Raw genomic sequence first — 19,728 nt, forward strand, 5'->3', positions numbered from 1 at the left:
CGAGCATCTCTCCTTTACGCCCCATGGACGCTCATGTGTCTGGTTTTCATTCACGCGGAATCATCTGCTCCGGAATGAACTCACTTAGGTTCCGAGCGACAGGCGCGGGGAAAAGTTCACGCCCATTTACCGGGAATCAATTCCGTGACCTGTGGGTCAACAAACTTAAGCACGACTTACGCCATGTACCACAAGGAGGCTTCAATCATGAGTATTCCGATCCCCGCCGAAACACCGGACCCGAACATCGACCAGCCGACCATCCCGCCGACGGACCCGGCACCGGCTCCCGAACAGGAGCCGCCGGGAACCACCCCACCGCCTCGGGAAGAGCCTCCCAATACCATGCCGCCCGTTATCGTCACGCCTGAGTGATGACTGGCGTCGCTAGGGTCTCTCCTGCTCGTCCTTATCCCGGTCGAGCATTTTCACGACCTTGGGCATCACACTGAAAATCGCCAGCGCAAGCAACGTACTGAACACCGCGGTCGCCTCGCGCCCCAAACCGGCCGATACCCCGATCGCCGCCGTCATCCACAACCCGGCGGCGGTGGTCAGGCCTTTGACGTGGCCTTCATCGCCCTCCTGGTTTTTCAGGATAGTGCCGGCGCCGAGAAAACCGATCCCGGCGATCACGCCCTGCACCACCCGACTCATGGCGTCGGCCTGGGACCCGGACATCTGCGGCACCAGTACAAACAAGGCCGCGCCCAACGCCACCAGCATGTGCGTGCGAACGCCTGCCGCCTTGCCCTTTTGCTCGCGTTCAAACCCGAGAATGCCGCCCAGCAGCGCAGCTATCAGCAACCGTACGGTGATGCGCGTAAGTTGCGATGCATCGCCAATGTCGGCGAATTCCGCTTGCAGCGTTACCCAAACCTCATGCCACCAGGCGTTCATGGTGCAAATCCTTGTGATTGCTCGATAGAGCATGGACCGCACCGACCATTAATCGGTTGCACCGAACGATGATCCGCCGCGATGCCCTAACACTGTAGAACCTATAGAGAAAAGGACACCTTCATGACTGTGCGCATCGAAAACCAGACATGCTTTTTCACCACGGAAAACGGTGAAGAAATTCGCCTGTGCCCCGACGTCACCATCATCACTGACTCGGATAAAGCCATGTCAGCGGTGGAACTCGACGGCCAGCGCATCTACATCACCGAAGCAGAAGCCGACGCATTGACCGTAGCAGGCGCCGTGGACGGTCGTAAGCATTTGAAGGCCACCGACAGTGATTCGGTGATTTGACTGACCCACATCAACACGCCCCGCAGGCGACTGATACCGGCGCCTGCCTCCTGCTGCACCGGGTGCATCAAGTTGTCGCAGGCAGCGCATCGGCGCCCATCTGATCCGCTTTTTATTGCAATACCTGAGTCTGTTATGCAAACAGATCGCTGGTCATAGTGCTCATGCCTGATGGAGGCTGATGAGCGAAAGACCATGAGCGATAGAATCCCCGTCCGAACCGTAGAAAGCGCCCCGCCAGTAATGACCTATGAGCCTTCGCGTCCAAAGATGAAGGCCAAGTCCAGCGACAACCTGATTCACACCCGCAGCTTCACCGGCCTGTTCCGCACCCTGCGTCTGAGCGGTGCCGGATTTCTGTTTTTGCTGTTCTTCGGCACCGTGTGGTTGAACTGGGGCGATCGTCAGGCGGTGCTCTGGGACCTTTCCGAAAGCAAATTCCACATCTTCGGCGCGACCTTCTGGCCGCAGGACTTCATCCTGCTCTCGGCGTTGCTGATCATTGCCGCCTTCGGCCTGTTCGCCATCACCGTGTTCGCCGGCCGGGTGTGGTGCGGCTACACCTGTCCGCAGAGCTCGTGGACCTGGATCTTCATGTGGTGCGAGAAGGTCACCGAAGGTGAACGTAACCAGCGCATCAAGCTGCAGGCCGCGCCGTGGGGCCTGAACAAACTGCTGCGCCGCTCGGCCAAGCACACCTTGTGGCTGGCGATCAGCCTGCTGACAGGCCTGACCTTTGTCGGCTACTTCACGCCGATCCGGCCCTTGGCCGAAGAAATGCTGACCTTGCAGATGGGCGGCATCAGCCTGTTCTGGGTGCTGTTTTTTACCGGGGCGACGTACATCAATGCCGGCTGGCTGCGTGAAGCGGTGTGCATGCACATGTGCCCGTATGCGCGATTCCAGAGTGTGATGTTCGACAAGGACACCCTGACCATTTCCTATGACGTGGCCCGTGGTGAAAACCGTGGCCCGCGCAAACGTGAAGTGAAACCGGCCGACGTCGGCCTCGGTGATTGCATCGACTGCCAGTTGTGCGTGCAGGTCTGCCCGACCGGGATCGACATTCGCGATGGCTTGCAGATGGAATGCATCGGCTGCGCGGCGTGCATCGACGCCTGTGATTCGATCATGGACAAAATGGGCTACGCCCCCGGCCTGATCAGCTATACCTCAGAGCGTGAGCTGCAAGGCGGCAAGACCCGCCTGTTGCGGCCACGGTTGATTGGTTACACCGCCGTGCTGCTGGTGATGATCGGCGCCCTCGTCCTCGCCCTGGTCGAACGGCCGATGGTGTCGCTGGATGTCAGCAAGGACCGCGGTCTGTTCCGTGAGAACAGTCAGGGACAGATTGAAAACATCTACAGCCTGAAGGTCATCAACAAGACTCAGGTGCGCCAGGACTATCAATTGAGCCTGGTAGAAGGCGACGGCTTCCAGCTCCAAGGCAAGACTGAACTGAGCCTGGCACCGGGTGAGATTGTCGACGTACCGGTGTCGGTGGCCCTGCTGGCAGAACGTCCGAGCAGCAGTTCACAGACGATCAGTTTCAAGATTGCCGACAGCGATGAGCCAGGTATCTATAGCGTGGCAAAAAGCAGGTTTGTGGCGCCGATGAACCGTTAGACTGCGGTGCTGCCAATCGCGAGCAGGCTCGCTCCCACAGGGGTATGCGGTCAACTGTGGGAGCGAGCCTGCTCGCGATGAAGTCACCTCGATTTCTCTGAATGACACCCATCGAGCACTTGATGAAACGCTACGAAAAATTCGCCGACGACATCGCTGAACTGATCCGCTCCGGCGTCCTTGGCCCCGGCCAGCGCGTGCCGTCGGTGCGCTACGCCAGCCAGACCTACGGGGTCAGCCCGTCCACGGTGTTCCAGGCCTACTACCTGCTCGAACGTCGAGGCCTGATCCGCGCCCGGCCGCGCTCCGGCTACTTCGTCAACGCCCATGCGCCGAGCCCGTTTTCGGAGCCGGTGATCAGCAGCCAGGTCAACGAATCCACTGAAGTCGACGTCAGCGAACTGGTGTTTTCGGTGCTCGACTCGATCAAGGACCCGACCACAGTGCCCTTCGGCTCGGCGTTTCCCAGTCCGACCCTGTTCCCGCTGCAAAGGCTGTCGCGCTCACTGGCCAGCGCCGCCCGGGACATGGACCCGCGCATGGTCGTCACCGACATGTCGCCGGGCAACCCGCAACTGCGCCGACAAATCGCCCTGCGCTACATGGTCGGCGGGCTGATGCTGCCCATGGAAGAACTGCTGATCACCAATGGTGCGCTGGAAGCGTTAAACCTGTGCCTGCAAGCCGTCACCGAACCCGGCGACCTGGTAGCCATCGAAGCACCGGCGTTCTATGCCTGCCTGCAAATCCTCGAACGGCTGAAGCTCAAAGCCGTCGAAATTCCGGTGCACCCACGGGACGGCATCGACCTTGGCGTGCTCGCGCAAACCCTCGAACGCCATCCGATCAAGGCGTGCTGGTGCATGACCAGTTTCCAGAATCCCATGGGCGCGACCATGCCCGAGGCCAAAAAGCAGGAACTGGTTGAATTGTTGCGCCGCCACCAGGTGCCGCTGATCGAGGACGACGTCTACGCCGAACTCTATTACGGCCAGCAAGCGCCGAAACCGGCCAAGGCGTTTGATACCGAAGGGTTGGTGATGCACTGCGGTTCGTTCGCCAAGAGCCTGGCCCCCGGCTACCGCATCGGCTGGGTCGCCGCCGGGCGTTATGCGCAGAAAATCGAACGGCTCAAACTCATGACGTCGCTGTGCGCCTCGATGCCGGCCCAGGCCGCCATCGCTGACTACCTGCAACACGGTGGCTACGACCGACACCTGCGCAAACTGCGTTACGCCCTGGAAGAACAGCAAAGCGCCATGCTCGCCGCCATTGCCCGCTACTTCCCGGCGCAGACACGCGTCAGCCAACCAGCGGGCGGTTACTTCCTGTGGCTGGAGCTGCCGCCGCAGATGGATTCATTGAAATTGTTTCAGATGGCACTGGCGCAGGGCATCAGCATCGCCCCGGGGCCAATCTTTTCACCGACCCAGCGGTTCAGGAACTGTATCCGGCTGAACTACGGGAGCCCGTGGACCGAGGAATCGGAGAAGGCGATGGAGACGCTGGGGCGGATTGTGCGGTCGTTCTGACAACTGGATGCTGGCGTGGCCGGCCTCTTCGCGGGCAAGCCCGCTCCCACAGGGTTTGTTGGTGCTCAGTAATGTTCTGTTCACCCGATCCACTGTGGGAGCGGGCTTGCCCGCGAAGAGGCCAGTGCCAGCACCGCAAATCTCAGAAATTAACGGCCACCACCGAGATCGACAAAAGTCCCGGTCGCATACGACGCCTTGTCCGACAACAGCCAGATAATCGCCTCCGCCACCTCGTCCGGCCGTCCGCCCCGGGCCATCGGAATGCCTGATTCGAGTTTGCTCACCCGGTCCGGATCACCGCTGAGTGCATGGAAGTCTGTGTAGATATACCCCGGTCGCACCGCGTTGACGCGAATGCCCTCGCCTGCTACCTCTTTGGACAGGCCAATGGTGAAGCTGTCCAGCGCACCTTTCGATGCAGCGTAATCCACGTATTCGTTGGGCGAGCCCAGGCGCGAGGCCACCGAAGACACGTTGACGATGCTGCCACCCTGCCCGCCATGCTTTGGCGACATGCGCAGGACCGCGTGCTTGGCGCAGAGGATCGGTGCCAGGACGTTGGTTTTAAGGGTTCTGAGAATGCGGAATTCGGACATTTCGTCGACACGGGACTTTTGCCCCACCGTGCCAGCATTGTTCACCAGCGCGGTGACCCGGCCCAGTTCGGTGTCCACCCGGTGGAACAAGCCGATCACTTCATCTTCGATGCTGACGTCGGCGCGGACCGCGATGGCTTGGGCGCCCAGCGCGCGGACTTGCTCCAGCACACGTTGCGCAGCCGCTTCGTCGGCCTGATAGTTGATGCAGATTCGATAGCCTTGCGCGGCGGCCAACAGCGCGGTTGCGGCGCCGATGCCACGGCTGCCGCCAGTGATGAGAATGACTTTGTCCATGTGAGTGTCCCCTAACAAACCTAAGCAGTCGGGGCCAAGAATAACCGCCATTGCCGGCTTTTGCATGGGCTCACATCAATCACACGGCCCTTCAACCGACAGCCCGTTGTTCCCCGCGATGGATGTCGATCATGAAGCGATCCGCGGGCAGCGGGTGCCCCAACAGGTAACCCTGCAACGAGTCGCAGCCCAGTTGGGTCAGGAAATCCTGCTGGACACCGGTCTCCACGCCCTCGGCAACAATGCGCAGGCCCAACGCCTGACCGAGGGCAACGATGGCCGACACAATGGCCGCATCGTCGCTGTCGTGTTCCAGATCGCGGACAAAACCACGGTCAATCTTCAGCTCATTGGCCGGCAGGCGCTTGAGGTACATCAAACTCGAATAGCCGGTGCCAAAGTCATCGATCGACAGGTCGACGCCCATTTCCGAGAGTTCCTGAAGCACCGTCATGCTCGCGTCGGCGTCGCTCATGGCGGTGGTTTCGGTGATTTCCAGGGTCAGGCTGTTCGCCGGCAACTGATGGGTAGCCAAGGCTTTGGAGACGCTGTTGACCAGGCCCTTGTGACAGAACTGCAACGCCGAGAGGTTCACCGCGATGCGCCAGTCGGTGTAGCCCTGCAGGTACCACTCGCGCATCTGACGGCAGGCTTCGTTCAGCACCCATTCACCGATAGGGATGATCAGCCCGGTCTTTTCCGCAAGGTCGATGAACCTGTCCGGCAGCAGCATGCCCTGGGTCGGGTGCTCCCAGCGCAGCAGCGCCTCGGCGCCCACCGGACGACCATTGCCGGCGTCGAATTTGGGTTGGTAATAAAGGCTGAACTGTTGCTGATCGAGAGCGTTGCGCAAATCCTGCAGCAATTGCAGCTGGATGCGCGCGTTGCTGTTCATCGAGGCATCGAAAAAGCTGTAGCCGTTTTTCCCGGCGCCCTTGGCGTGGTACATCGCCGCGTCGGCATTCATCAGCAATTCCTGGGCTGTCTGGCCGTTGCCCGGAAACAGCGCAATGCCGACACTGGCGGAAATCTGCAGATCATGTTCGGCGACCCGGAACGAACTGCCGATCAGCCCGACTTGCCGAGCCGCGAGGTCCAATGCATCGTTCGGCTCGCTGAGCCGCACCAATAGCACAAACTCATCGCCACCGATGCGCGCCAGGGTGTCCTGGCTGCGCAAATCCTCACGCAGGCGCAGGCCGACTTCACGCAGCAACTGGTCGCCCATGTGGTGACCGAAGGCGTCGTTGACCGGTTTGAAGCCGTCCAGGTCGATGAACATCAGCGCAAAACAACCGCCCTGCTCGTTCACCTTGGACATGGCTTGCTCGATGCGGTCGGCGAGCAACATGCGATTGGGCAAACCGGTCAGGGTGTCGTGCAGGGCCAATTGGGTCAGCTCGCGATTGGCTTCCGTCAGGGAGCGCGCGAGGTCGGCGGTGCGCGCTTCAAGACGCGCATCCAGCACCGACGTCAGCAAGGCGATGCTCAACACCGCCAGCGTGGTGATCAGCACCAGATTGTCCAGGCCCTTGCCGTTCAAGCCCGTGATCGCGGCGCCGCAGTAGCTGCCATCCGGGAAACGCGCCGCGGCCATGGCGGTGTAGTGCATGCCAACGATGGCCAGGCCCATGATGACCGCGGCACCTGCACGCAACAGGCCCACGTACGGTGTGTGCTGACGCAGGCGAAAGGCGATCCACAACGCCGCGCCGGATGCACCGACGGCGATCAGCAGCGACGCACTGAACAACGTCGGGTCGTAATCGATACCCGGTTGCATGCGCATGGCGGCCATGCCGGTGTAATGCATGGCACTGATCCCAGCGCCCATGATCAACGCGCCGAACCCCAATTGCCAGCCGGGCAGGCGCGGCTGGCTGACCAGCCACAAGGCAAAGCCACAGGACAGGATCGCGGTTAACAGCGACAAGGCCGTCAGGGTGAAGTCATACCCCAGATCGATGGGCAATGTGAACGCGAGCATGCCGATAAAGTGCATCGACCATACGCCAACGCCCATGGCCAAGGCGCCACCCGCCGTCCACAGGAACACGGCCCGGCCTTTGGCCGTGGCAATGCGTTCAGTCAGGTCGAGCGCCGTATAGGAGGCGAGAATCGCGACACAGAGTGAAATGATGACCAATGTGGGTGAATAGCTACCGATGAGCATGTGACTTCTCGCAATCGCCCTGCCGTACTGCTTCCGTTCTCGGCGTGGCAAATCCGGCGATTGTACTGATTGCGCAAAAGAACGCACTGACAATAATGGTCAAATGGCCATCAACCCGATGAAACGCTTGTTTGATAATTTTACTTCCGTGCCAGAGCGGAGTGTGCCGATCGTTCCCACGCTCTGCGTGGGAATGCCGTCAGGGACGCTCTGCGTCCCATGCCAGGCCAGTCCAGTCGGACATCCCGGCGGGGCAAGGGAAACGATCAAGACCCGCCGGATCAATCCTTATCGCTGACCTGAAGCTGCCCGTCCCAGCCACCACCCAGCGCCGCGATCAACTGCACACTGGCGATCAGGCGGCTCTGCAACAAACTCAGCACGTTGCGTTCGTTATTCAGCGCCGTGGCCTGAACCACCACCACATCCAGATACGCAATCAGCCCGGCCTTGTACTGGTTCTGGATCAGGCGCAATGACTCACGCGCCGCATCCAGCGCTTCCTGACGCACGCCCGCTTCGTCCTCCAGCACCTTGAGCTGTACCAGATAGTTTTCCACCTCGCGGAAACCATCGAGCACGGTCTGGCGGTACTTGGCCACGGTTTCGTCGTAGGCCGCTTCACTGCGATCGACTTCAGCGGAACGCTGGCCGCCATCGAACAGGGTCATGGCCAACTGCGGCCCGACCGACCAGAAGCGGTTCGGCAAGCTGATCCAGTTGGCAAAGGTGCTGCTGCTGTAGCCGCCATTCATGCTCAGGGTCAGGTCCGGGTAGTACGCGGCCTTGGCCACGCCGATGTTGGCATTGGCCGCCATCACCGAACGCTCTGCGGAAGCGATGTCCGGGCGGCGTTCAAGTAACTGCGAAGGCAGGCTCAGCGGCACTTCGGGCAACGCCGGGATATCCTTGGTCTCGGCCAGGGTGAACTCGGCAGGCGGCAGCCCGATCAGTACGGCAATGGCGTTCTCGAACTGGGCACGCTGCCAGATCAGGTCGACCATGTCCGCCTGGGTGGTTTTGAGCTGAGTCTGCGCCTGGGCCACCGCGTCCTTGCCGGAAACACCGGCGCGGTATTGGTTTTCGGTCATTTTCAGCGAGCGTTGATAGGCTTCGACGGTCGCTTCCAACAGGCGCTTCTGCTCGTCGATCACCCGCAATTGCAGGTAATTTTGCACCAACTCCGATTGCTGGCTCAGGCGCATCGCCGCCAGGTCGGCAAAACTGGCCTGGGCATTCGCCGTGTCAGCTTCGAGGCCCCGGCGCAACTTGCCCCATATGTCGGCTTCCCAACTGACACCGGCCTGCGCGGTGTAGGTGTCACGAATGCCGCTGGAGGAACTGGTCAGGCTCGAATTGCTGCTGCCGGTGCCTTGGCTGGAGCGGCTTTTACTGACGGTCAGGTCCACCGTCGGAAAAAACGCACCCCGGGCACTGCGCACCAACGCCTGGGCCTGACGGTATTGGGCTTCGGACTGGGCAACGGTCTGGTTGGAACTGTTGAGTTTTTCGATCAGGCCATTGAGCTGCCGGTCGCCATACAACTCCCACCAGGCGCCGCGCGCCAGGGAGTCGCTGGGCTTGGCCTGACGCCAACCTGCCGCTTCCTTGTATTGCACCGGCGTCGCGGCCGGCGGGCGCTGGTAGTCCGGGCCGACAGCGCAAGCGCTGAGCATCGCCACGCACAGCGTCAGGCTCAGTAGACGCGAGCCCCGGGCCGCCGCCAACGGGGTGGCCAGATTGATAAGCGATCGGTCAGTCATAGCGGAGTTTCCAGAGCAGCATCGGTACGCACTCCACGCCATTTGTTGAAGCGATGGCGCAGTTTGTCGAGGTAGAGGTAAACCACCGGTGTGGTGTAAAGGGTCAGCACCTGGCTGAAAATCAGCCCGCCGATGATGGTCAGGCCCAGCGGCTGACGCATTTCCGCACCTTCGGCGCGGCTCAGCAGCAATGGCAACGCGCCGAGGATCGCCGCCAGGGTGGTCATCAGAATCGGTCGCAGACGTTGCAGGCAGGCGCTGCGGATCGATTCCAGCGGCGTCAGGCCTTGGTGCCGTTCCAGTTGCAACGCCAGGTCGATCATCAGAATGGCGTTTTTCTTAACCACGCCGATCAGCAGGAACAGCCCGAGCAGCGAAATCAGGCTGAACTCGCCACCCAGCGCATAGATCGACAGCAACGCGCCGACCCCGGCCGACGGCAGCGTCGACAGAATGGTCAGCGGGTGAATATAGCTTTCATACAACACACCCAACACCAGATACACCGCCACCAGCGCGCCCAGAATCATGAACGGCTGGCTCTTCTGGGTAGCGGCGAAGGCGTCGGCGGTGCCGGCCATTTTCACGATCACGTCTTCCGGCATGCCGAGCCGGGCAATCGCCCGCTCGATGGCCGCCGTGCCCTGCTCCACCGTCACGCCTTCAGCCATGTCGAAGGCAATGCTTTCGGATGCGAACTGGCCTTCGTGGCTGACGCGGTCGTCTTCCAGGCTGTTTTCGTAATGAGCGATGGTTGAGAGCGGAATCCGCGCGCCGTCGGCGGTGATCACCTGCACCTGCTTGAGGGTGATCGGGTCCTGGGCGTATTTCGGATTGACCTCCATCACCACTTGATACTGATTGAGGCTGTCGTAAATCGTCGAAATCTGCCGCTGGCTGTAGGCGTTGTTCAGCACGGCGGTGACCATGTTCATGTCGACGCCCAGGCGCTTGGCCTGATCGCGATCGACAATCAGCGTCACCTGTTGCGCGCCGCGCCCCTCGCGGGCGTCAATCGCGGTCAGTTCCGGCAACGCCTTCAAGGCTGTCACGACTTTGGGATACCACTCGCGCAACTCGCCGAGGTCGGCGCTTTGCAGGATGTAGGAATATTGCGAGGTGGTTTGCTCACGACCGCCGCCGAACTGCAAGTCCTGGTCAGCCATCAGCATCAATTGCGCGCCAGGCACCTTGGGCATTTCCTTGCGCAGACGTTCAATCACCTTCTGCGCAGAAATGTTGCGTTCCTTGATCGGTTTCAGACGCACCAGCATGAATGCGTTGTTGGTGCCGTTGGTGCCGCCAATGAAGCCGGCGACACTTTGCACCGCATCGTCTTTGAGAACGGCACGGCGGAACGTTTCCATTTTCGGCTGCATGACGCTGAACGACAAACCGTCATCGCCGCGCACGAAACCGATCAGTTGACCGGTATCCTGCTGGGGCATAAAGGTTTTAGGAACAACGATATACAGCGCTATGTTAACGCCGACTGTCACGAACAGACTGAGCAACGTCAGTCGACGATGACGCAGCACCCAGTCGAGGCTGGTCGCGTATTTACCGACCATCCACTCGTTGGCGCGCTGGCTCCAGCGCTGCAAACGATTCTCCTGGCCCGGCGTGTGCGGCTTCAACCAACGCGCACAGAGCATCGGCGTCAGCGTCAGGGAAACCACCAGCGACACGACGATGGACGCCGCCAGCGTGATGGAAAACTCGCGAAACAGGCTTTCGATGATCCCGCCCATAAACAGGATCGACAGGAACACTGCCACCAGCGAGACGTTCATCGACAGCAAGGTGAAGCCGACTTCCTGCGCCCCAAGGTAGGCGGCCTTCATCGGCGGCACGCCCTCATCGATGTGCCGGGAGATGTTTTCCAGCACCACGATGGCATCGTCCACCACCAGCCCGGTAGCCAGGATCAGCGCCATCAGCGACAGGTTGTTCAGCGAGAACCCGTAGAGGTACATCACCGCAAAGGTGCCGACCAGCGACACCGGCACCGCCAGGGTCGGAATCAGCGAAGCGCGGAAATTGCCGAGAAACAGGAACACCACCAGAATCACCAGCGCCACCGCGATCAGCAGGGTCATTTCCGCTTCGTGCAGGGTCGCCTTGATCACCGGCGAACGGTCCATCGCCAGGTTCAGCTTGACGCTGGCCGGCAGCACGGCTTGCAACGCCGGGAGCTGGGCCTTGATCTCGTTGACCGTCTCGATGATGTTGGCGCCGGCCTGGCGGTTGATCACCAGCAAAACCGCCGCGTCGTTATTGAAGAAACCGCTGTTGTAGCGGTCCTCGACGCCGTCGCTGACCTTGGCCACGTCCTTGAGGCGCAATGCCGCGCCGTCGGCGTAGTGAATGATCAGAGACTCGTAATCCTTGGCTTTTTCCAGCTGATCGTTGGCCTGAACCTGCCACAGCCGCTGGCTGTCCTCGACCGAGCCTTTGGGCCTGCGCACGTTGGCGTTGGCGATGGTGTTGCGCACATCGTCCAGGGCCACGCCGTACTGGTTGAGCGCCTGGGGTTCGAGTTCGATACGCACGGCCGGCAACGAACTGCCGCCGATCTGCACTTCGCCCACGCCCTGCACCTGGGACAGGCTCTGGGACAGAATCGTCGAGGCCAGATCGTAGAGCTGGCCTTTTTCCAGCACATCGGAGGTCAGCGACAGCACCATGATCGGCGCCTGGGACGGGTTGACCTTCTTGTAGGTCGGCATGCTGCGCATCCCGCTCGGCAGCAGGTTGCGCGAGGCGTTGATCGCCGCCTGCACTTCCCGCGCCGCGCCGTTGATGTCGCGGTCGAGGTCAAACTGCAAAATCACCCGGGTCGAGCCCTGGCTGGAGCGGCTGCTCATGGTGTTGACGCCGGCAATCGCGCCGAACGAGCGCTCCAGCGGCGTGGCCACGGTCGAGGCCATGACCTCGGGACTCGCGCCAGGCAGGCTGGCCTGAACCACGATCACCGGGAAATCCATCTGCGGCAATGGCGCCACCGGCAACAAGCCGAAGCACACACCGCCCAGCAGCATGATCGCCAGACTCAGCAACATGGTCGCGACCGGGCGCTTGATGAAAGGTCCGGACAGGTTCATGGCTGCTCTACCGCTTCCACGGACTCACGTTTACGACCCCAGCGCCGACCTAGGCGATCGAAATACAGATAAATGACAGGCGTGGTGAACAGCGTCAGGACCTGGCTCACCAGCAAACCGCCGACCATCACCAGACCCAAAGGCTGGCGCAATTCGGCGCCGGAACCGGTGGCCAGCATCAGGGGGACGGCGCCAAACAACGCAGCGAGCGTGGTCATCAGAATGGGCCGGAAGCGCAACAACGCGGCCTGATAGATCGCGGTCTGCGGGTCCATGCCCTGATTGCGCTCAGCGTCGAGGGCGAAGTCGATCATCATGATCGCGTTCTTCTTCACGATGCCGATCAGCAGAATGATCCCGATGATCGCGATCATCCCCAGGTCATTGCCGCTCAGCAGCAGCGCCAGCAAGGCGCCGACCGCCGCCGAGGGCAAGGTCGAGAGAATGGTGATCGGGTGGATGTAGCTCTCGTACAACACGCCAAGCACGATGTACATCGTCACCACCGCCGCCAGAATCAGCAGCAAGGTGCTCGACAAGGATGCCTGGAACGCCTCGGCTGCGCCCTGAAACTGAGTCTGCACGCCAATCGGCATGCCGATGTCCTTCTGCACCTGATCGATAATCTCGACCGCATGCCCCAGCGCCACGCCGGGCGCCAGGTTGAACGACATCATCACCGCCGGGAACTGGCCGATGTGGGTGATTGCCAGTTGCGCCTGTCGCTCCTCGATGTGCGCCAGGCTGGACAGGCGCACTTGCCCGCCATCGGTGGTCTTGACGTGAATCTGGTTCAACGCATCCGGGCCGATCTTCTCGCCGGACTGCGATTGCAGCACCACGCGGTACTGGCTGGCCTGGGTATAAATGGTGGAAATCTGCCGCTGGCCGAAGGCGTCGTACAGCGCGTCGGTAATGTTCGACACTGACACCCCGACCCGCGACGCTGCATCGCGGTCGATCACCAGGTAAACCTGCAAACCCTTGTCCTGCAAATCACTGGCGACGTCCGTCAGTTCCGGCCGTTGCGCCAGGGCTTGCACCAGACGCCCGCTCCACAGGCTGAGCAACTCCGAATCCGGCGAGGACATGCTGAACTGGTATTGCGTGCGGCTGACACGGTCTTCGATGGTCAAGTCCTGCACCGGCTGCATGAACAGTCGGATACCGACCAGTTTGTCCAATTCCGGTTGCAGGCGAGCGATCACTTGGGTCGCGCCCAAATCGCGGCTACTGTGGGGTTTGAGGTTGATCAGCAGGCGACCGCTGTTCAACGTCGAGTTGTCACCGTCGACACCGATGTAGGACGACAGGCTTTCGACCGCCGGATCGGCCAGGATCACCTTGGCCAGCTCCTGCTGGCGCTCGCTCATCGCCGCAAAGGAAATCGATTGCGGTGCTTCGGAAATGCCCTGGATAACGCCAGTGTCCTGCACCGGGAAGAAGCCCTTGGGCACGACCATGTACAGGAACACCGTCAGCGCCAGCGTGCCGATGGCCACCAGCAAGGTCAGCGGCTGGTGCTTGAGCACCCACTGCAACCTGCGCCCATAGCCCGCGATCATCCAGTCAATTGCTGCGCCACTGGCGCGGTAGAAGCGGCCCTGCTCTTCTTCCTTCGGCTCACGCTTGAGCAAACGCGCGCACATCATCGGCGTCAGGGTCAGGGAGACAACCAGAGAAATCAGGATCGCCACCGCCAGGGTGATCGCGAACTCGCGGAACAACCGCCCCACCACGTCCGCCATGAACAGCAGCGGGATCAGCACCGCGATCAGCGACAGGGTCAGGGAAATCAGGGTGAAACCGATCTGCTTGGCGCCCTTGAGCGCGGCATTAAGAGGCGTGTCCCCTTCTTCGATGAACCGGGAGATGTTCTCCAGCATCACGATGGCATCGTCCACCACGAAACCGGTGGCGATGGTCAGGGCCATCAAGGTCAGGTTGTTGACCGAGAACCCGGCCAGGTACATCACGCCGAACGTACCGATCAGCGACAGTGGCACGGCCACCGTCGGGATGATCGTGGCGCTGGCCCGACGCAGGAACAGGAACGTGACCATCACCACCAGCGCGATGGCGATCAGCAACTCGTGTTGCACGTCGGTGACCGAGGCGCGAATGGTCTGGGTGCGGTCAGTGAGGACAGTGACGTCGAGGCCCGCCGGCAGGTTGTCGGTGATGCTCGGCAACAAGGCCTTGATCCGGTCGACCACCTCGATGACGTTGGCGCCGGGCTGGCGCTGAATGTTCAGCAGCACGGCCTGGTTTTCATTGGCCCACGCCGCCAGACGCTCGTTCTCGGCGCCATCGACGATTTCCGCGACGTCCTTGAGCCGCAACGGCGCGCCGTTGGCGTAGGCCAGAATCAGGTTGGCGTAGTCCTTGGGCGATGTCAGTTGATCGTTTGCATCGAGCATCGAGACGCGGGTCGGGCCATCGAAGTTGCCCTTGGGCTGGTTGACGTTGGACGCGCCGATCAAGGTGCGCACGTCGGACAGGTTCAAACCGTTGGCCGCCAGGGCCTCGGGGTTGACCTTGATCCGCACCGCCTGACGCTGGCCGCCGGCAATGCTGACCATGCCGACACCGCTGATCTGGGCGATTTTCTGCGCCATGCGGGTATCGACCAGGTCATTGAGCTTGGGCAGCAGCATGGTCTTGGAGGTGATCGCGAGGGTCAGCACCGGGGTGTCCGCCGGGTTGACCTTGTTGTACACCGGCGGTGCCGGCAGGTCCTTGGGCAGCAAATTGGTGGCGGCGTTGATCGCGGCCTGCACCTGCTGCTCGGCGACGTCCATGTTGATGTCGAGGCTGAAACGCAGGGTCAGCACCGAGGCACCGCCGGAGCTGGTCGACGCCATCTGGGTCAGGCCGGGCATCTGCCCGAATTGACGCTCCAGCGGCGCGGTGACGGCGCTGGTCATGACGTCCGGGCTGGCGCCGGGGTACAGCGTCATCACCCGAATGGTCGGGTAATCAACCTGCGGCAACGCCGACACTGGCAGCAGCCGATAAGCGATCATCCCGGCCAGGATAATCGCCAGCATGCTCAGGGTCGTGGCGACCGGGCGAAGGATGAACAGCCGCGAGATGTTCATGCGCCGTCCTTTTTCGCCTTGTCGGTGGCGGTCGCAGGCTCAGTCGAGCTGGCCGCCGATTTGCCCTGCAAGTGGCCGGTCGGGGTGGTTGGTACGTCCTTGGTGTCGTTGACCACTTCGACTTCGCTGCCTTCCTTCAGGCGGTCGGTACCTTCCAGGACCACGCGATCCCCGGGAGCGAGGCCTTCGGTGACCACGGTGTTCTGACCGTCACTGGCGCCGACTTTCAACTGGCGGATCGTGACCTTCTTGTCGCCGTCCATTGCGTAGACGAAGGTGCCGTTGGTGCCGAACTGAATCGCCGCCGACGGTGCGAGCACCACGCCTTTGAGGGTGTCGGCGAGCAGGTGAACGTTGACGAACTGGTTGGGGAACAACACCTGATCGCGGTTCTCGTAGCGCGCCTTGAATTTCAGGGTGCCGGTGGTGACGTTGATCTGGTTGTCCAGGCTCTGCAACACGCCCGTGGCCTGCAACTGCGTGTCGCCACGGTCCCAGGCTTCAGCAATCAGTTTGGCGCCGGTGCGATAGCGCGCCAATACGACGTCGAGGCTGTTTTCCGGCAAGGTGAAGGCGACGCTGATCGGTTGGGTCTGGGTGATGATCGCCAGCGCCGTGGTGTCGTTGGCGGCCACCAGGTTACCGACGTCCAGCTGTCGCAGGCCCACACGCCCGGCAATCGGGGCGCGGATCTTGGTGAATTCCAGATTGAGCTTGGCGTCGTTGACTGCCGCCTGATTGGTCTTGACCGTGCCCTGGTACTGGCCGACCAGCGCTTCGGCGGTGTCCAGGGTTTGCTTGGCGATGCTGTCTTCCTTGAACAGACCCCGATAACGCTCGACATCGACCTGGGCGTTTTTCAGTTGTGCCTGGTTCTGCAGCAACGTGCCTTCGGCCTGGAGCAAGGCGTTCTGGTAAGGACGCGGGTCGATTTCAGCCAGCAGGTCGCCGGCCTTGACCATCTGACCTTCTTCGAAGGCAATCCTCATCAGCTCGCCGCCAACGCGGCTGCGTACATTAATAGTGTTGAGTGCGGTGACGGTGCCCAACGCCCTGTAGTACAGCGGGAAATCACCTTTGACCGCCGGCGCCACACGCACCGGGATCGGTCCGGTCGCCCCGCCAAAGCCCGGACGCATGCTTCCCGACTTGCCGGTGTGCCCGGCGACGGCTTTCGGAGCTGCACCGTCCTTCTGGCTGCTGCCGGCAGGCCAGAATTTCCAGCACAGCCCAGCGATGACCAACAGGACAAGCAGGCCGAGCAGCCAGCGACGAGGATTACGGGAAGCGGAGGATTGCATTGAATGATCAACCATTGGGCGCGTGAGCTTTTTTCTACGGGAGGCTGAACGATAAGCACTGGCGGGTATTAAGCAAAGCGCCTTTACCGGCAATTTACCTTCGGCTTACGTAACGGGAGATTTATCTAAGACACTGAAGCACAAATGAAAACGGCCTGGACAGGGCCAGGCCGTTAACAATTGTAAAAACGAGCTTACTTGAGGACAGCGAGTGCCGCTTCGTAGTTCGGCTCCTGGCCGATTTCGCTGACCAGTTCGCTGTGCAGCACGGTGTCGTTTTCGTCCAGAACCACAACGGCACGGGCGGTCAGGCCTTTGAGCGGGCCGTCAGCGATGGCCACGCCGTAGTTCTCGATGAACTCGGCACCGCGCAGGGTCGACAGGTTCTGAACGTTGTCCAGACCTTCAGCGCCGCAGAAACGTGCCTGAGCGAACGGCAGGTCGGCGGAGATGCACAACACAACGGTGTTGGCGACATCGTTGGCCTGGGCGTTGAACTTGCGAACCGAAGTCGCGCAGGTCGGGGTGTCGACGCTTGGGAAGATGTTCAGCACTTTGCGCTTGCCGGCGAAGTTCGCCAGGGTCACGTCGGACAGATTGCCGGCAACCAGGGAAAAGGCTGGCGCCTTGGAACCGACTTGTGGCAGTTGACCGTTGACTTGAACCGGGTTGCCTTTAAGAGTGACTTGAGCCATGAACGGAGTCCTTCTGAACGTTGTTGTGGAGAATTTTGAAGAGGCCGAAGTTAACCACGAAACGAGGCCTTCGACCTATCCCCGATACAAAACTTGTATACAACATAAATCTTTGTCGGAGCGAGCCTGCTCGCGATTGCGGACTGACATTCAAAATAAATGTCGGCTGACACACCGCTATCGTGGGCAAGCCCGCTCCCACAAGGTCGTGTTCAAGCCAATAACCGCAACATATTGCGGTGCCGTGCCGCAAAAATCCGGCGCATATACGTGTTCACCAACAGAGTTTCCATTAACGCGCCCCCGATGGCCGCATAAGTGACCCGGTCGGTGTATAGCGTACCGCCCTCCCCAGCCTCGACCCGATGTTCGTGACGAAAGGCAGCCATCGGCCCCTCGAGCATTTCATCGATGAAATGCTGCTCGCCCACTTCGCGGATGACCACGGTCCAGTTCGCCGGAATGACATTGAACATCCAGTGTCGAAAGCGGAACTGGCGCCCGGCTTCAATGCGCAGGTTGCTCAAGTCGATATCGCTTAGCAGCGTGATTCGCTCCGGAAAGATCTTCGGAAAATTCAGACCCTCCAGACAAAAGCCGAGAACAAAGTCCGGCGTACGGTTTGGGATCAGGGTCGTCAGTTCCAAAACAGGCATAGTGGGCAACATTCCTTTGTCTGGCCGGATGGTGGATTGGCAGGTCGTGAACGAAGTCGTGTCATGAGGTGATCTCAGCGAACGCCATTTCGGGATATTCGCGCGAATCCCTGAACATGACATAAAGCGGCTCCACCCCCGAATCTGGCGGAAAGACGACGACATAGTCATCGAACTGGATCTTTGCGATATCGTCGATCACCTTGAGTAAAGGCACGGGAGACGAGACGAGGAATCCCAACCTGCTCGCGGAGTCTGGTGCAAGGTCCGAAGTGGTTTGAAGTACGTCCGGCGAATGCCAGTTAACGGTAACCGGTACTTTTGCCTCAGTAGTGAAGCAGAAAGCTTTCAGACGCTCATCCCAAACGGCCTCGCGCACTCGCACTTTTGTTCCATTGGTCGGGGTAATGGCTATCTGTAGCAGCGTTTCTATCCGTTTCAATCCCCGAGACAAGGTGCCGGGTGGAACGGAGTAGCTGCCACTGTTCATTCTGAAGCGCATGTCGACCCCGGCTTGAGACTTCGCCAGACCTTGCCAGTCCTGTCCCTCGATAGGGTGAAGTTCGGCAAGGGGCACACTCAATCCATACATCCCGGTTTCCGCACGACTGACAAACTCCAATTGCAGGACCGCGGCGTACTGAACTGTATCAGCCTCGGTTGCAGCAGTGAGCTGCCAGGTGAACTCTGCCATAACCGAACGTATGGATTTTTGCAGAGCCATCCAATGAGTATCCAGTGGCTGCGACAACGCACCGTTGAGCAAGATACTCGGGCGTACCTTGGCAAAGGCAAGGTCTGCGAGAAGCAGACCTGGCGTCTGGGTCGGGCCGATCCCCTCTTTATGGCGCTGTCGGACAAGTCGGGATTGTGCGAGGACCAGCAATGCTTCTGCCTGAACTTGCAAGCGAAGCAGACGCTGGTTGATGGCCATCAAACTCCCTGCGTACCGTTCATGGGCGGTGTTGATCTGTTGCGCGATACTTTGCCATAGCATCTGCTCTGACCGAGTGCCGGTCTTGTCACGCATGACGGCGTTCCTGGTCAACTCGATGCTCGATTTCCAGAATTCATACTGGCGCGCGGACGTCCGTGCCTCGTATTCGGCCGCCTCCAGCGCTCGGAGACTCGTCTCGCGCTCGATGATGTTCACTGCTTCAGCCTGTTGGTCATGCAGGTGTTTGATCCGTTGTTCAAGAAGACCAAGAGACACTTCAACCGTTTGCTCGGACGCTAATACTCCAGCGACGACTCTTTGAACACTTGCCAGACTCAAAGTCGCTCGTTGCTGCTCCATTTGCGCGGGATTCAGCGGCACATACGGCATTGGCGTTCTCACAGGCGCACCTTGGCCCTTGAACGCGGCCAAACCCTGTTTTTGCCACCACTCGATCACATAGCCGACGACCCACTCAGGGGAATTCACGTTGTACTCATCTTTTGAGTAAAACAGCAGGTCGGCACCGTCAGGATGGCCAACGATACGGTCGAAATGATTGATCAGTTGATCGTGATTGCGCTTAGGCAGATCAACTGCCCAAATCCTGTTTACCAAGGACTGGAATTCCGGCTCGGTGTAATCCTTGAGTGTCGATTTAAGATCCATCTTTAATGCTTCCTTTTG

14 protein-coding genes are annotated in these 19,728 nt (G+C 60.5%); 4 read left to right on the forward strand and 10 right to left on the reverse strand.

From position 1 onward, the window contains the following. Positions 1-207: 207 nt before the first annotated feature. The gene (locus K5K95_RS27695) at positions 208-375 is read left to right on the forward strand and encodes a hypothetical protein (protein ID WP_222587044.1); all 168 of its coding nucleotides are present in this window, start codon (positions 208-210) and stop codon (positions 373-375) included. Between the two features lie 12 nt (positions 376-387). Here K5K95_RS27695 and K5K95_RS27700 read toward each other — a convergent pair whose 3' ends face one another. Then, positions 388-900, reverse strand: a complete 513-nt coding sequence (locus K5K95_RS27700) for an MgtC/SapB family protein (protein ID WP_222587045.1) — start codon at positions 898-900, stop codon at positions 388-390. A 123-nt stretch (positions 901-1,023) separates the two neighbouring features. Here K5K95_RS27700 and K5K95_RS27705 point away from each other — a divergent pair, with 123 nt between their 5' ends. The 3 genes from K5K95_RS27705 (at position 1,024) to mapR (ending at position 4,415) form a co-directional block, all read left to right on the forward strand. After that, positions 1,024-1,257 (forward strand): DUF3203 family protein, encoded by a 234-nt coding sequence (locus tag K5K95_RS27705; RefSeq protein WP_222587046.1) that lies wholly within the window; start codon positions 1,024-1,026, stop codon positions 1,255-1,257. A 195-nt stretch (positions 1,258-1,452) separates the two neighbouring features. After that, positions 1,453-2,883 (forward strand): cytochrome c oxidase accessory protein CcoG, encoded by a 1,431-nt coding sequence (gene ccoG, locus K5K95_RS27710; RefSeq protein ID WP_222587047.1) that lies wholly within the window; start codon positions 1,453-1,455, stop codon positions 2,881-2,883. 122 nt (positions 2,884-3,005) lie between these two features. Further along, positions 3,006-4,415 (forward strand): GntR family transcriptional regulator MpaR, encoded by a 1,410-nt coding sequence (gene mapR / locus K5K95_RS27715; protein WP_222587048.1) that lies wholly within the window; start codon positions 3,006-3,008, stop codon positions 4,413-4,415. Positions 4,416-4,564: 149 nt separating this feature from the next. Here the strand turns inward: mapR and K5K95_RS27720 are convergent, their stop codons facing one another. The 9 genes from K5K95_RS27720 to K5K95_RS27760 form a co-directional block, all read right to left on the reverse strand. Then, positions 4,565-5,311: an SDR family oxidoreductase gene (locus K5K95_RS27720; RefSeq protein ID WP_090184618.1), complete on the reverse strand. Its 747-nt coding sequence runs from the start codon at positions 5,309-5,311 to the stop codon at positions 4,565-4,567. Between the two features lie 91 nt (positions 5,312-5,402). Continuing rightward, positions 5,403-7,484 (reverse strand): putative bifunctional diguanylate cyclase/phosphodiesterase, encoded by a 2,082-nt coding sequence (locus K5K95_RS27725; RefSeq protein ID WP_222587049.1) that lies wholly within the window; start codon positions 7,482-7,484, stop codon positions 5,403-5,405. Between the two features lie 281 nt (positions 7,485-7,765). Beyond that, complete coding sequence (locus K5K95_RS27730; protein ID WP_222587050.1) at positions 7,766-9,247, reverse strand: efflux transporter outer membrane subunit; 1,482 nt, start codon at positions 9,245-9,247, stop codon at positions 7,766-7,768. Then, the gene (locus K5K95_RS27735) at positions 9,244-12,351 is read right to left on the reverse strand and encodes an efflux RND transporter permease subunit (protein WP_222587051.1); all 3,108 of its coding nucleotides are present in this window, start codon (positions 12,349-12,351) and stop codon (positions 9,244-9,246) included. Before K5K95_RS27735 ends, K5K95_RS27730 begins: the two co-directional genes overlap by 4 nt. Next, positions 12,348-15,452, reverse strand: a complete 3,105-nt coding sequence (locus K5K95_RS27740) for an MdtB/MuxB family multidrug efflux RND transporter permease subunit (RefSeq protein WP_222587052.1) — start codon at positions 15,450-15,452, stop codon at positions 12,348-12,350. The genes K5K95_RS27735 and K5K95_RS27740 overlap by 4 nt, the downstream gene beginning before the upstream one ends. Continuing rightward, a complete protein-coding gene (locus K5K95_RS27745) occupies positions 15,449-16,768 on the reverse strand; it encodes an MdtA/MuxA family multidrug efflux RND transporter periplasmic adaptor subunit (RefSeq protein WP_222587053.1) in 1,320 nt (439 codons plus the stop codon). The genes K5K95_RS27740 and K5K95_RS27745 overlap by 4 nt, the downstream gene beginning before the upstream one ends. Positions 16,769-16,947: 179 nt before the next feature. Beyond that, positions 16,948-17,448 (reverse strand): thiol peroxidase, encoded by a 501-nt coding sequence (gene tpx / locus K5K95_RS27750; RefSeq protein ID WP_222587054.1) that lies wholly within the window; start codon positions 17,446-17,448, stop codon positions 16,948-16,950. A 212-nt stretch (positions 17,449-17,660) separates the two neighbouring features. Continuing rightward, positions 17,661-18,104, reverse strand: a complete 444-nt coding sequence (locus tag K5K95_RS27755; RefSeq protein WP_222590450.1) for an SRPBCC family protein — start codon at positions 18,102-18,104, stop codon at positions 17,661-17,663. A gap of 61 nt (positions 18,105-18,165) precedes the next feature. Continuing rightward, on the reverse strand, positions 18,166-19,710 hold the full coding sequence (locus tag K5K95_RS27760; RefSeq protein ID WP_222587055.1) for a bacteriocin immunity protein: 1,545 nt from the start codon (positions 19,708-19,710) through the stop codon (positions 18,166-18,168). Between the last annotated feature and the right edge of the window lie 18 nt (positions 19,711-19,728).

Source organism: Pseudomonas sp. DR48 (assembly GCF_019823085.1).
Classification (GTDB): Bacteria; Pseudomonadota; Gammaproteobacteria; order Pseudomonadales; family Pseudomonadaceae; genus Aquipseudomonas.

Coding starts and splice junctions, on each gene's coding strand:
- K5K95_RS27755 (WP_222590450.1), bottom strand. CDS start 18,104: ATGCCTGTTTTGGAACTGACGACCCTGATCCCAAACCGTACGCCGGAC.
- tpx (WP_222587054.1), bottom strand. CDS start 17,448: ATGGCTCAAGTCACTCTTAAAGGCAACCCGGTTCAAGTCAACGGTCAA.
- K5K95_RS27760 (WP_222587055.1), bottom strand. CDS start 19,710: ATGGATCTTAAATCGACACTCAAGGATTACACCGAGCCGGAATTCCAG.
- K5K95_RS27725 (WP_222587049.1), bottom strand. CDS start 7,484: ATGCTCATCGGTAGCTATTCACCCACATTGGTCATCATTTCACTCTGT.
- K5K95_RS27700 (WP_222587045.1), bottom strand. CDS start 900: ATGAACGCCTGGTGGCATGAGGTTTGGGTAACGCTGCAAGCGGAATTC.
- ccoG (WP_222587047.1), top strand. CDS start 1,453: ATGAGCGATAGAATCCCCGTCCGAACCGTAGAAAGCGCCCCGCCAGTA.
- mapR (WP_222587048.1), top strand. CDS start 3,006: ATGAAACGCTACGAAAAATTCGCCGACGACATCGCTGAACTGATCCGC.
- K5K95_RS27720 (WP_090184618.1), bottom strand. CDS start 5,311: ATGGACAAAGTCATTCTCATCACTGGCGGCAGCCGTGGCATCGGCGCC.
- K5K95_RS27730 (WP_222587050.1), bottom strand. CDS start 9,247: ATGACTGACCGATCGCTTATCAATCTGGCCACCCCGTTGGCGGCGGCC.
- K5K95_RS27740 (WP_222587052.1), bottom strand. CDS start 15,452: ATGAACATCTCGCGGCTGTTCATCCTTCGCCCGGTCGCCACGACCCTG.
- K5K95_RS27705 (WP_222587046.1), top strand. CDS start 1,024: ATGACTGTGCGCATCGAAAACCAGACATGCTTTTTCACCACGGAAAAC.
- K5K95_RS27735 (WP_222587051.1), bottom strand. CDS start 12,351: ATGAACCTGTCCGGACCTTTCATCAAGCGCCCGGTCGCGACCATGTTG.
- K5K95_RS27745 (WP_222587053.1), bottom strand. CDS start 16,768: ATGGTTGATCATTCAATGCAATCCTCCGCTTCCCGTAATCCTCGTCGC.
- K5K95_RS27695 (WP_222587044.1), top strand. CDS start 208: ATGAGTATTCCGATCCCCGCCGAAACACCGGACCCGAACATCGACCAG.